This window comes from Cytobacillus sp. ABV4_503 (assembly GCF_056158445.1).
Genome location: NZ_JBSWTH010000001.1, coordinates 4,329,882 through 4,343,034, shown reverse-complemented (window position 1 = coordinate 4,343,034; position 13,153 = coordinate 4,329,882). Strand labels below are relative to the sequence as shown.

The window sequence follows — 13,153 nt, the reverse complement described above, 5'->3', positions numbered from 1 at the left end:
TTTTGTGTTTCTTATTTAGAAACCGTAGTTCCTTTAAAATAGTGAGTAATAATTTGTTCCGCTTTCCAGCCTTTTTCGGCAAATCCTTTTGCTCCATATTGGCTCATGCCAATTCTGTGTCCCCAGCCTTTCCCGTTCAAAGTAACGGAAGTGATGCCGGAGCCTTCATTGGTTACGATGCCGCCGGCTGTTTGGATGGATACTTTTGAGTCGGAAAGTGTTACTTGGCCGTTTGCTGTCTGTACAGTTTGGCCTTTCATATCACTGATGGCTGCCGTGCCGCTGGCTGTTTGGACGCTTAAACCAGATGCAGAGCCATTCAGCACCGCATCGAACCAGTTTGAATAAAGCTGGTTATAGACGCTTGAATTAGGAAGCGGGAAAAGCTTTCTGATGACAGATTCGTTACCCGTTACTGTTTTATCTCCTGCAGATGTTTTAATAGTAACACCGCGAACCTCTCCATTTGCTCCCGTTTTCGATAGAGTCAAATCATAAATGGAGGCAGATGTATCTGAAAAACCAAAGTTTTTTAACAGCTGTGCTGAAGTAAATGTTTCACTCCAGCTGGTGTATGGGGAGAACTCATATGGATCATCAACCGAAACAAGGTAAGGATAATAAGACTGGTTGGAATTCCATACGTCACCTACATTTGCTGTTCTGCCGCCGCTGGTTGAGAAGAAAAAGGTCTGAATAGGCTTTCCATTATATTTAGCCACTAATCCGGCTGTTTCCTGAATAGCGGTATTTGCCCTTGAATCTTCACCTGAATAGCCTTTGTAAACCTGGCTTGCAGCTGTACTTGTAAGCATCATTGTGTTGGCAGCATAGCTTCTTGCTGCAATCGCTTGAGCCTTTAAAGCTTCTTTCGGCCAGGAAGCTGGCATCTCACTTGGAACAACACCTTTTAAATAATCTTCCATATCCAGAAAGTTAATGACCTCAACTTGCGACCCATTCGGCTTTAAAAGAAGCTGCCCCGGTATGTTGTGCCATTGCTTACCTTTGCAGTGGATAGCGAGCTTACTTCGGAAATTCTCACTGTTGTAGATAAAACCCATCCAGATAAACTTCCAGAAGATACTTTATACCAGACTTGTCCTTGTGCATTTGTAAAAGAGTCAAGGTAATCGGCGCTTTCACCAGCTTTAAATGTCTTAATGATTTCGTAAGAAGTAGTTGCACCTCTTCTCAGAGGAGTATCTGCCGTAAAGACTGCCAGCTTGGAGGTGCCGCTTAGTTCTTGTAAATCAAATCCTTTAGCAGATTTCTGACTGAAGCCAGTATAGCTGACAGAGACACCGGAGCTGTCTTTGCTTGTCGTTAAGACTGTGCTTTCCGGCACAATCGTTTTGGATCCAGTATCTTTATTAACAAGCAGATACGTTCCATTTAACGTAATAGTTAAGCTTGATTTTAAATAAACAGATACATTTACTTCGTTACTATACTGCTTAGGTTCGGCTGCTTGACTGAAGGCAGGCAGGCATGTGAGCAATAAAATGAAACTGAGGAATGAGATGATCTTTTTCAAAATTATCTCACCTCACTAAGACCGCCGAATACCCAGCCTTTTACTCCAGCAGAGGTTTGGGCATTATACCAGGTTTCTCCCTTAGAGTTAACGAAAGTTGAAATATACTTTAGGACCGTTCCTTTTGGCAGTGTTTGAATGACCTCGTATGAAGTAGTGGCTCCTTTGCGCAAGTGAACATCGCCGGTAGTAATAACCTGAGTAGGAGCTGTAGTTGATGGTTTATCTGTTGATACATTGCCTGAGAACACCCAGCCCTTTAAAGTTGCCGACAATTCCACACGGTACCATAGTCCAGTTGATGCTTTAAAGGAATCAATTACTTTTAAGCTTGATCCAAAAGATTTAGCGGCAACAACTTTATAATCAGTAGAAGCTCCGGAATGGATATTCACTGAGCTTTTCGTCACATATACGGCGGAAGGAAGCTGTCCTTCTGCAGGTGGAGTGGTTGGATTGCCAATTTGACTTTTCAGGCTATTAATCTCCTGCTGCTGGGATGCTATCTTTGATTCTAGTTCTGAAATCTTGCTTTTCATCGGATTTAATTGAGAAGTAACCCAATCTACACTTGCTAAAACCACATTGCTGGAAGCATTGATTGCATGTGGAGTGAATATTACAGCTCCTGCTCCAATTCCAAGAGTCAAAGCTCCTGCTGCAATCCATTTTTTCGTACGGCTCATTCAATATTCCCCCTGAATATTTTATATTTTTCGGTTTAGCGCAAAAATAAATTGGGTACATAGCAGAATATATACCCAATTTGGTCATTAGTAGATTAACAGATTAAGAAATTAAAGGAAATATAATCTGTTTCTTTAAAAGTTGTTAAAATATTCCTCTAATCCTTTGGTGATACCAACCGCCGCTTTTTGTCGAAAGGCAGTTGTTTTTAGAAGAGCTTCTTCATTCGGATTCGAGATAAAAGCGAGCTCTACCAGAACACTAGGAAGCTGGTTCATTCTATTTACATAGAAGTTCTGTTCTTTTACGCCCCTATTATAAGTGTTCATTGATGAGATCATACTTTTCTGAATCGCATTCCCCAGTGTTTCACTTCTGGGACCATTAAAGTTAACAGTTGAATTGTAATAAGTTGTTGTCCCTTTTGAAGTTGAGGAGAAGGAATCTCCATGAATGCTGATAAACGCATCCCCAGTGGAATTGTTAGCAATAGTGGTCCTTTCGGACAACTCCAGGAAAATATCTGTACTTCGTGTTAAAATGACGGTTGCCCCATATTTCTCTAATTCAGTTTTTAGAAGCAGGGCAGTGCTCAGTGTTACATCTTTTTCCCTCAAGCCAGATGGTCCAATTGCTCCAGGGTCTTTTCCGCCATGGCCCGCATCCACCACAATTTTCTTTCCTAACAACCCAAATGGTACAATCTTGACTGAAACCTTATTCGAATAATCTCTTAAAGTAAATGAATAGCCTGGTTCAAACGTAATTACGGCAGATTTCAGAGAGCCGGATTCAAATGTTTCGATAGATTTAATTCCTTTAATGCTGCCTTTTGGCACCTCTATATCAGTCATCGCACCTGTTATCTTTAAGCGGTTTGAAGACAAAGTAGTATAAGAGACTGCAAAATTGCTAGGTTTAATCCAGGTTAAATAATTCTCTCCATTAACTGTGGAATATGCAGGGGAGCTTAGTCTTTTAGCAGATACAGTCGTTGTCTGAGTTTCTAACACCCATCCCCGCGTTCCTTTCGCATTTTCAACATTCAGCCAGCCGTTTAATTTGCGAAGAATCTTCAAAGAGTCATTTTCAGCAAGGTAAGCGCTGATTCCATAGTTGGTTCCTGCTCCTTTGCGGATGACCGCTCCTTTTTTAGCAAAAACATACTTAAATATATTCTGTGATGTAACTAGTTCGTATTCTGGAGTCCATCCGGTTTTCCCGGCAGCACTTTTGATATTTATCCAGCGCTGTCCAAGGGAGTTGGTGAATTCGCCAAGAACGGTTACTTTGCTGTTATAAGGAAGTCTTTCGCTGATTTTATAATCATATGACGCACCAGCGTATAAAGCAGCATTCATGGTCCCGACCAGCATGGTTGTGCCAATGGAAACGGAAGGCTGTTTTGAGACTACAGATTCATGTACCCAAGCAATATTGCCTGCGGATGTTTTCACTTTATACCACAAATCTCCTGTTGAATCCTTCGCTGTTTCAAACGCAGTCAGCTCCGCTCCTTTTGTTGCCTGATCGATGACAGAGTGGCTTAAGGAAGGGCCGCTTCGCATGTTGGCTACATCAACACTTACATATAGTTTTAAGTTAATAGCCTGATTGGCACTTGCGCTTTTAGCAGGGATCCAGCCAGCAAGGCTTGAGTTCACTTCTACCCGCAGCCAAGCTTCGCCGCTGGAGTGAACAAAGTGATCAAGTACTTTTACCTTTTGATTTAGTGACAATTTGCCAACGGACTGATAAGAAGATGTAGCACCTCTTCGCACATCTAAAGAATTTACCTGGCTATAGACATAGCTTCCTATTGCAGGCAGATCCGGGGTTTCTGGTGCAGGCGGCAAAGAGCCAGCCTGAAATGCATTTTCTTTAATCCATCCTTGAACAGATCCTAAGTCAGCACGATACCATATTTCTCCATTAGCATTCTTGAAAGAATCAATAATATTTACTTTCTGATTCTTTTCTACATAGGTAACTACACTATAAGAATCTGTAGCGCCTTTTCGGACAGGTGCTTTATCAATCATGACCGTTTTTGTTCCAGTCTCAGGGGCAGGCGGAAGTGTGACAGCCTGAAAAGCAGTCTCTTTAATCCAACCTTGAACAGACCCTAAGTCAGCACGATACCATACCTCGCCATTAGCATTTTTAAATGTGTCAATAATCGTCACGGATTGATTCTTATTTACATATGTAATAATGCTATAAGAGTCGGTTGCTCCTTTACGGACAGGAGCTTTGTCAATCTGAACGGTTTTTGTTTCTTTGACAGGCGCAGGAGGTTTGACTTCTGCATCAGCCTTTAGGTAGTCTTCTATAATCCATCCTTTTATCGCACCTGATTCAATGCGGTACCAGAGTTCTCCGCTGCTATTCTTGAAACTATCAATCACTTTAACAGATGTTCCTTTTGATAGTTTGGCAATAGCTTCATAGGAAGTGGTAGCTCCCTTTCGTACGTTGACATTATCTCCGGTTATGATAGCCTGCTTACCGATCTGAATCCCGGAATCGCCAGTGCTTTGAGCTGTAAAACTGGATGCTAATCCCCAGCCTTTATTGGTGCCCAAATCTACCCGGTACCAAAGTTCTCCGGATGAATTAGTAAATTCATCGATGACGGTGACTGTTTTACCGGTTGATAAAGATGTAACCAGGGGATAAGATGTGGTCGCACCTGACCTAATCTCCACCTTTTGGCCTACAAGCATATTGGCAGGAAGATCTAACTCTTCCGCATTCACGAGGACAGGGAACAGAGCTGCAGTAGCAAGAACCGAAGATGCCAGAAATTTTTTCATGTTTTTCCCTCCGTCGACAAAATTTTGGGTTCTTTACCTATTCTAGCGAAAATTGTCAATTCTTCCAACCCGTATGTAGAAAAGATAGTCCAAAATACCTGTAGAAAATAATGGTAAAAAAAAGAAGAGTACACATTGAGTGTACTCTTCTGTCAATATTTAATACTCATCTTCCTGCTGGTCGGTTTGCCATGATTCTTCCTCAGCTGTATAGCTATCTGTACTGTTGCCCAGAGTGTCATTAAGTTCATAGCTTAGTTCAGAAATGGAATCTTCATCAGGAATGTAATAATATACATCATCGATATATTCATCGTAGCCTTTTAAGGTTAGATTCTCGATGTTTGTATTTTTGATTTTAGAATAAAGCTTGACGAAACTTGCAAATTTAGAAGGCGGGATGTTTGTTTTCACATTTGCCCCTAAGTCCCCCATGATATCGTCGATCTTTGTAATCGTACTGAAAGATGTTCCTTTATTGACAATGGCTTTAATCACCTGCTGCTGGCGTTCATTTCTTCCCATGTCGCCTTTTGGATCTGTTTTTCTCATCCTTACATATGCCAGAGCTTCATTCCCGTTAAGCTCCATATTGCCTTCGCGAAAAGTCTTCCATTTTAAGCTATCGGTCAGCTGTGCTTTGAAGGTAAATGGAACATCGACATCAATTCCGCCTAACGTATCGACAATATCCTCAAAGCCATCAAAGTTTGTTGTAATATAATAATCAATTGGAACATCGAGCAGTTCATTCACTGTAGTAATTGTTGACTCAATGCCTCCGTTGCTGTAGGAATGGGTGATTTTTGTATTATATCCGACTTCCGGCACGTAAGTTCTTGTGTCCCGCGGGATACTCAGCATTTTTACTTCTTCAGTTTGAGGATTTACGGTGACGAGCATCAAGACATCGGATCTTTCGCCGCCTTCCTGATCTTCAATCCCCACTAATAGAATGTTAAAAGGATCCTTGGAGATTTCCACTTCCTCGGTCCGGTGATTTTCAATTTTATCACTGTCCAGCTCCTGATATATTTCACTTGTTGCTTTATTGGCACTATAGATAAGATCGTATGCCAGGAATGTCCCTCCGCCAATAATCGTCAGAAAGAGGGCAAGTACTATGACACGCCAGAAGCGTTTTCTTCTAATCTTTCGTTTTCTTGATCTCGAAACAGACATTATATCCCTACTTTATCATTGGTTTGGAAAGGAATTATATTTCATGCAATAGTATATTTTACCGAATTTTTATTCCTTCGTAAATAAGTGTTGAGAATATTATTTTTCCTCTTCTAAATATAGCAGTTCTCCCTGCGAAATTTCCGCCTGGCCATTGGTTAATTCAGTGATCCATTCAGAAAAACTTTCTGTTTGGCCTTCTTCCACATAGGTCAGTATTTCAACCCGATCTAAGTATAGAATTTCCTTAAGTGTATAAATGGAAGACCGAAGTTCGTTTTCTAGCTTTCCGAGCCATGTATAATCTGCTTTTGCATGCATGATGCGCATCAGTTTTCTTTCAACGATCCCGACAGCATTAATTCCATCGGAAGCTGCTTTTCCATAAGCGCGGATCAGGCCGCCTGCACCTAATTTTATTCCGCCGAAGTATCTGGTTATGACAACAGCTGTATCTTTAAGCTGTTTTTTTTTCAAAACTTCCAATATGGGAACACCTGCTGTCCCGCTGGGTTCCCCATCATCATTTGCTTTTTGAATCTGATCATTTTCGCCAATTAAATAGGCGGAGCAATTATGTGTGGCGTTCCAATGCTTTTTTTTGATTTCCTGAAGGAAATTTTGGGCTTCCGCTTCAGTTTCTGTTCGTGCTATATGAGCAATGAACCTTGATTTTTGAATAATGATCTCATGTTCACCTGTACTTTTGACTGTTAAATAACGGGGCAGCACTTCTGCAGCTCCTTTCAATTACATTATGAAGAGAAATACATGTTTCATTATAAAACGACAATAATCGATAAATTTAGATTTCAAGTGATTGTAATGAAACTTTAATATAGGTAACTTTTAGAGATGGTATAATAGGAAATATTCTCATAGGGAATTCTCTTTAATGAATTACTGCCGGATATAATATAGGAAAAAGGTTTACCATCAATATATATAGGATATAAGACATGGGTGAGAAAAACAAGATTGAGTCTTTTTATCGATTTTTTGCCTTTTTGGCATGATTTTCATGATGCCCATATAGTATCCTTTCCTATTACAAGCTACAATATATGGCAGATATAATAGATGCTGGAGGACTTGCTTCCATTTGGAGGTTCCATATGAATATTAAGAAGTTTGATACAAAAACCCTTGATCTTATTTTGCAAAAGATGGTAGACACTGTAGGGACGAGTAAGGATGAGATATTCAGAATCGGCGAGCAATGCCGCAGAGACTATGAAACCCTTACTGAAGAGCTAAGAGAAGTTAAGCAAATGGTGATAAAGACGATTGATGAAGGTGACAAACTGGAGGTTCAAACTAAGTTTGCCCGCAAGCGTTTATCAGAAGTCAGCATGCATTTCAAGAACTACACCGAATCTGAGGTTCGGGATGCCTACGAGAAGGCACACCAGCTGCAAATGGATTTGTCTATGAACCGGCAGCTGGAAAAACAGCTGCGTGATCGCAGAGATGATATTGAGAGAAGGCTGCTCGGTGTTGGTGAAACAATTGAGAGAGCAGAAGCGCTTGTTTCACAGATTTCTGTAGTAATGAGCTATCTCACAAGTGACCTGAAGCAAATGGGTGAAATTATAGAAGATGCAAAGATCAAGCAGGAATTTGGCTTGAAAATAATTGAGGCTCAGGAAGAAGAACGAAAAAGGCTATCCAGGGAAATCCATGATGGTCCAGCCCAAATGATGGCCAATGTCATGATGAGATCCGATTTGATTGAACGGGTATATAAAGAAAGGGGCGGGGATGAGGCAATCACAGAAATCAAAAGCCTCAAAAAAATGGTCAGAAGTGCCTTGTACGAGGTGCGGAGGATCATTTATGACTTGCGTCCAATGGCACTTGATGATTTGGGATTAGTGCCTACCCTCAAAAAATACCTGCAGACAATCGAAGAATATCACAGCACTGTCAAAATCAGGTTTTCCAATCTTGGAGAAGAAAAGAGGCTTCCAGCCCAGTATGAGGTCGCACTTTTCAGGCTGATTCAGGAATCTGTTACAAATGCACTGAAGCATTCAGAGGCCGCCGAGATTATTGTGAAATTGGAGATTAATAAGGCAAGGGTAGCCGTTATCATCAAAGATAACGGCAGAGGATTTGATATCCGGGAAAGAAAGACTGAGTCCTTTGGGATTATTGGGATGAGAGAGAGAGTTGAGCTTCTTGAGGGACAGCTTTCCATCGATTCCAAACCGGGAAAAGGCACGGTTGTCATTATCCAGGTACCTTTGAACTTGTAGAAATTATAAATAGAGAAAACATTTAACCGGAGAATTTGGGAGGCGAAGCAATTGACTACAAAGATTGTCATAATTGATGACCATCAATTGTTCAGAGAAGGGGTAAAACGCATCTTAGATTTTGAAAGATCATTTGATGTAGTAGCAGAAGGTGATGATGGGGCTGAAGCTATCTCATTGGTGGAAGATTATAATCCTGATGTTGTCATCATGGACATTAACATGCCTAATGTGAATGGTGTGGAAGCAACTCGCCAATTAATTGAAAAGCATCCTGATTCAAAGGTCATCATCCTTTCCATCCATGATGATGAGAATTACGTTACACATGCGCTGAAAACAGGTGCCAGCGGATACCTGCTGAAAGAAATGGATGCTGATGCATTAGTTGAGGCAGTAAAAGTTGTGGCTGATGGAGGGTCCTACCTGCATCCGAAGGTTACGCATAATCTTGTTAACGAATACCGCCGCTTATCAGCTGTTGGCGCAGGAAGCAGCAGCGGCTACTCATCACAAATCGAAATCCGACGTCCGCTTCACCTGCTGACACGCCGTGAATGCGAAGTCCTTCAGCTGCTTGCTGATGGAAAAAGCAACCGTGGAATTGGCGAGGCTCTTTATATCAGTGAAAAAACTGTTAAGAACCATGTCAGCAACATTCTGCAGAAGATGAATGTAAATGACCGTACACAAGCCGTAGTAGTAGCGATTAAGAATGGCTGGGTTGAAGTGAGATAGGTGACAGGCACCACCCGAATTTTGTCGAAAAGCACGCAGATGGTTTTAACGCCATTGCGTGCTTTTTTATTTTATCAGAGCAGCAGCCGCAATTTGAAAGATGGTCTTTGTATCGGAAGATCTCTTTTTAGCATGATTGACCATTAGAACAAGCTCCTCAAGTTCTTGTGGGGATGCGCTGTCGATGAGCCAAGAAGCAAGTTCTGTTCCGCTAAGAGAGTGGTTTATGTTTGGAACTTTAATAATTTTGTATTTGCTTAACTCGCTATTAAGTATGTGGTGAAGTGTATCAAGATTATATTTACTGGAGTTGGGCTTGCTTGTAAAAGAAGTGTTGTTTTTCAATTGTTACAGCTCCTTTACGAAATGAAGACGCAAAAGGAATTTTACCATATACATCATCCTTGTTTGAATGTGAATATATACCAGTTTTACAACATGGGCACAATGGAGCACTTATCATGCTTTGCTAAACTTAATGCATTTTCCATCGCTATCATTTAAAATGGAACATGAACATACAGTAGAGAAAAAATATAAGGATGGTAACTCTATTTATGAAAACGGCTGTTGTAACGGATAGTACAGCATATATTCCCAAGGATTTAAGAGAAAAGTTAAATATACATATGATTCCGCTGAGTGTGATTTTCGGCAGCGAAACCTACCAGGAAGAAGTGGAAATTACGGCATCAGACTTTTATGAAGAAGTGAAGCATAAAGAGCTTCCGAAGACTTCTCAGCCCCCGGTGGGCGAGTTTGCCGAGCTGTTTGAGAAATTATCGAAAGAGTATGATGCAGTAATCTCGATTCATCTGTCGAGCGGCATCAGCGGCACGTTTCAGGGAGCAGTTACTGCTGGCAGCATGGTTGAGAGGATTCAGGTTTTCCCGTTTGATTCCGAAATCAGCTGTATGGTGCAGGGCTTTTATGTCATTGAAGCGGCTGAACTTGCCTCTGCCGGTAAAGGGCCACAGGAAATCGTGGAACGTCTTGAGGAGATGAAGAAGAGCATTCGCGCATATTTCATGGTGGATGATTTATCACATCTTCAGCGCGGGGGCCGCTTGTCCAGCGCACAGGCATTGATTGGCAGCCTGCTCCAGGTGAAGCCGCTGCTTCATTTTGAGGATAAGAAAATTGTTCCGTTTGAAAAAATTCGCACCCGTAAAAAAGCGATGAAGCGGATGGTTGATTTGTTTTGGGACGATGTGAAAAGCGGGGAGCCGTTTCAGGCGGTAATTATCCATGCAAATCGTGAAGAAGAAGCACGCGAGTGGAAGGCTGAGCTTGAGTCGGAGTATCCAAATGTTGAGTTTATGGTCAGCTACTTTGGCCCGGTCATTGGAACCCATTTGGGTGAAGGTGCTATGGGGTTTGGCTGGGTGAAGAAGTAAGAATTTTGTTTGGTTGCGTCATTCTTGAGGGAGTGGCGCAGATTTTTTTTGGAAGGGGTGATGTGGATGTAGTGTTTTGCAAATAAATCCAGGATTCCTGCAAATAGAATGTTTGATTTTGCAAATAGCGGGCTTAAATCTGCAAATAAAACCGCGAATTTGCAAATAAAACCACAAAACATGCAAAAAAATTAGCATTGAGGTGATCCTTTGAAATTTAATCGAAAAATGACTCCATATTTAAATGATTTTCCTCCAGAAAGCCTCCCGATATCCTCCATTGAAACCATTCCAGAGCCGCCACTCAACGAAAACTATTCATATAACAAAGAACTCCAGCAAGTCCTCTACGGAAAACAGCTTCTATTCGAAAACCTTCCGCATTCAATTGAAGAAATCCATCCGCACTATGAAAATGGCTATATTACTTACCGAAAAGGGGTAATTAAAACCAAAAGCAAGACAGTTTGTGCCAGGTGCGGCAATAAAGATCGTTCATTGTTCGCAAGTTTTACCTGTGCCAGATGCGGTGAGAAAGAATGTACCTACTGCCGGAAATGTATCATGATGGGGCGGGTCAGTGAATGCACTCCTCTCATCGGATGGTGCGGACCTGAGCCTGACTGGGAGCTAACTGAGAATCCTCTGGTATGGGCAGGGACCCTTTCACCAGGGCAGCAGATTGCCTCCGTTCAGGTAAAGAAGGCTTTAATCGAAAATAAGGAGCTCCTAGTTTGGGCTGTCTGCGGTGCAGGAAAAACAGAAGTTCTGTTTGAAGGAATCAATGCTGCGCTTGCCTCCGGTAAAAGAGTGTGCATTGCCACTCCAAGAACAGATGTTGTTTTGGAGCTTGGTCCGCGGCTTAAGGGAGTCTTTCCTGGCATCACGATTGCTGTCCTATACGGCGGCAGTGAAGACCGCCACCTCCAGGCCCCCATAACCATCGCCACCACCCATCAGCTTCTCCGTTTTTACAAGGCTTTTGACACCGTGATCCTGGATGAAGTCGACGCTTTTCCTTACACTGCTGATGAGAGCCTCCAATATGCCGTCCGCCAGTCCCGCAAAGAGAACTCCTCGATGATTTATCTAACTGCGACGCCTAATCAAAAATGGCAAAAGGAATGCCGGAGCGGAAAAAGAAACTTTGTAACTATCCCGGCTAGATATCATCGTCATCCATTGCCTGTACCGTCTTTCAAATGGTGTGGAAATTGGGAGAAATCCCTAAGGAAAGACAAACTCCCGTCGGCAGTTAGCCAATGGATCAAGAAAAGGCTCGATAACCAGAAGCAGTGCCTGCTCTTCCTTCCGAAAATCGATAAAATGGAAAAAGTCCTCACCATCCTTCGTAAAACCTATCCTAAAATCCAAGCTGTCCACGCAGAAGACCCTGACCGAACAGACAAAGTTCAAATGATGCGCAATAAGGAAATCCCCATGCTTTTAACAACGACCATCCTGGAAAGAGGGGTTACCTTCCCTAATATTGATGTAGCAGTACTCGGAGCAGAAGACCGCATTTTTACAGAAAGCGCTCTTGTTCAAATAGCTGGCAGGGTTGGCAGAAGCGCTCAATTCCCTAGTGGAGATATCACCTTTTTCCACTACGGCAAAACCGAAAGCATGGTCAAGGCTCAAAAACAAATTCTTAAAATGAACTCCGAAGCCAAAAGGAAAGGACTGATCGACTATTAACTGTTACTGTTTAATCTGCCATGAAGAAATTCTCTCTCCTGTCAGCTGGTCGACTCTCTGGTCGCGGCCAAAAGATAATCATTTGTGCAAGGGATGTATCGATAAACTCCCATTTATCATAGGCGAGACATGCCAAAAATGCAGCCGCCCCTTCAGCTCCTTAGATCCGCAATTTCGAAAACGGAATCTATGCGCAGATTGTCTAAGGTGGAACCGGGATACAGAATGGTCAGGGCTGCTTGTGAAAAACGATTCTCTCTTCCTATACGATGACTTTTTGAAAGAAACAATAGCCCGATATAAATTCCGGGGCGATTATATTTTAGCGAGAGTTTTCTCAGCATTCATAAGAGAAAAGCTGAAAGCTCTGGAATTCGACTATCTCGTCCCCATTCCTCTAAGTCCTGAAAGGCTTTATGAACGAGGCTTTAATCAGTCTGCTGCACTCATTCATGAAGCAGGCTTTACAGCGACAGAAATGCTTCAGAGGGTACATTCTGAAAAGCAGTCCAAGAAATCGCGTCAGGAGCGGATTCATCACAGCCAGGTCTTCCAGCCTCTTAATGCAGATATTGAAAACAAGGTGATCCTTTTAATTGATGATATATATACAACCGGATCAACTTTATATCATGCAGCGAAAGTTTTGAAAGATAGAGGAGCTGCATCAGTTCGTTCATTTACATTGGCAAGAGGATAGTGTTTGGGAAAAATTACAAATTAATATTTTTGAATTTGATAGTTATTAGGAAAATACTCCTATGTTAAAATATTCTAGTCCAGGCAAATTTTATAGATGTGTAAGACACCAGCTGCTGTCTTAAAGCAGGGTATCTGCCG

General features: G+C 41.9%; 12 protein-coding genes and 1 pseudogene. 6 read left to right on the top strand and 7 right to left on the bottom strand.

Annotated elements, in window-relative coordinates:
• Positions 1–11: 11 nt before the first annotated feature.
• The 6 genes from ACXAD1_RS21880 to ACXAD1_RS21855 all read right to left on the bottom strand — a co-directional run bounded on the left by ACXAD1_RS21880 (position 12) and on the right by ACXAD1_RS21855 (position 6,954).
• Positions 12–1,064 carry a SpoIID/LytB domain-containing protein gene (locus ACXAD1_RS21880; protein WP_474910972.1) on the bottom strand — a complete coding sequence of 351 codons (1,053 nt, stop codon included), beginning with the start codon at positions 1,062–1,064 and terminating at the stop codon, positions 12–14.
• Complete coding sequence (locus tag ACXAD1_RS21875; RefSeq protein ID WP_474910971.1) at positions 968–1,537, bottom strand: SH3 domain-containing protein; 570 nt, start codon at positions 1,535–1,537, stop codon at positions 968–970. Before ACXAD1_RS21875 ends, ACXAD1_RS21880 begins: the two co-directional genes overlap by 97 nt.
• A gap of 2 nt (positions 1,538–1,539) precedes the next feature.
• Positions 1,540–2,223, bottom strand: a complete 684-nt coding sequence (locus ACXAD1_RS21870; RefSeq protein ID WP_206840061.1) for an SH3 domain-containing protein — start codon at positions 2,221–2,223, stop codon at positions 1,540–1,542.
• A gap of 135 nt (positions 2,224–2,358) precedes the next feature.
• Positions 2,359–5,040 carry an SH3 domain-containing protein gene (locus tag ACXAD1_RS21865; protein WP_474910970.1) on the bottom strand — a complete coding sequence of 894 codons (2,682 nt, stop codon included), beginning with the start codon at positions 5,038–5,040 and terminating at the stop codon, positions 2,359–2,361.
• 159 nt (positions 5,041–5,199) lie between these two features.
• The gene (locus tag ACXAD1_RS21860) at positions 5,200–6,222 is read right to left on the bottom strand and encodes an LCP family protein (protein WP_474910969.1); all 1,023 of its coding nucleotides are present in this window, start codon (positions 6,220–6,222) and stop codon (positions 5,200–5,202) included.
• Positions 6,223–6,321: 99 nt separating this feature from the next.
• Positions 6,322–6,954, bottom strand: a complete 633-nt coding sequence (locus ACXAD1_RS21855; RefSeq protein WP_206840066.1) for a YigZ family protein — start codon at positions 6,952–6,954, stop codon at positions 6,322–6,324.
• A 383-nt stretch (positions 6,955–7,337) separates the two neighbouring features.
• Between ACXAD1_RS21855 and ACXAD1_RS21850 the strand changes: the two genes are divergently transcribed.
• Together ACXAD1_RS21850 and ACXAD1_RS21845 are read left to right on the top strand one after the other, a co-directional pair.
• A complete protein-coding gene (locus ACXAD1_RS21850) occupies positions 7,338–8,480 on the top strand; it encodes a sensor histidine kinase (protein ID WP_474910968.1) in 1,143 nt (380 codons plus the stop codon).
• A gap of 51 nt (positions 8,481–8,531) precedes the next feature.
• Positions 8,532–9,218, top strand: coding sequence for a response regulator (locus ACXAD1_RS21845; protein WP_206840070.1), 687 nt, complete (start codon positions 8,532–8,534; stop codon positions 9,216–9,218).
• A 66-nt stretch (positions 9,219–9,284) separates the two neighbouring features.
• Here the strand turns inward: ACXAD1_RS21845 and ACXAD1_RS21840 are convergent, their stop codons facing one another.
• Positions 9,285–9,563: a hypothetical protein gene (locus ACXAD1_RS21840; protein ID WP_206840072.1), complete on the bottom strand. Its 279-nt coding sequence runs from the start codon at positions 9,561–9,563 to the stop codon at positions 9,285–9,287.
• 212 nt (positions 9,564–9,775) lie between these two features.
• On the opposite strand from ACXAD1_RS21840, the gene ACXAD1_RS21835 reads away from it, so the two are divergent.
• From ACXAD1_RS21835 to ACXAD1_RS21820, 4 genes and pseudogenes are all read left to right on the top strand, one after another.
• Positions 9,776–10,615, top strand: a complete 840-nt coding sequence (locus ACXAD1_RS21835; RefSeq protein ID WP_474910967.1) for a DegV family protein — start codon at positions 9,776–9,778, stop codon at positions 10,613–10,615.
• A gap of 228 nt (positions 10,616–10,843) precedes the next feature.
• Positions 10,844–12,313, top strand: coding sequence for an ATP-dependent helicase ComFA (locus ACXAD1_RS21830; RefSeq protein WP_474911339.1), 1,470 nt, complete (start codon positions 10,844–10,846; stop codon positions 12,311–12,313).
• Positions 12,309–12,506 (top strand): annotated as a pseudogene (locus ACXAD1_RS21825) (ComF family protein); the annotation flags it as partial. The gene ACXAD1_RS21830 and the pseudogene ACXAD1_RS21825, both read left to right, overlap by 5 nt.
• A gap of 48 nt (positions 12,507–12,554) precedes the next feature.
• Positions 12,555–13,013 carry a ComF family protein gene (locus ACXAD1_RS21820; RefSeq protein WP_474910966.1) on the top strand — a complete coding sequence of 153 codons (459 nt, stop codon included), beginning with the start codon at positions 12,555–12,557 and terminating at the stop codon, positions 13,011–13,013.
• Positions 13,014–13,153 lie beyond the last annotated feature (140 nt).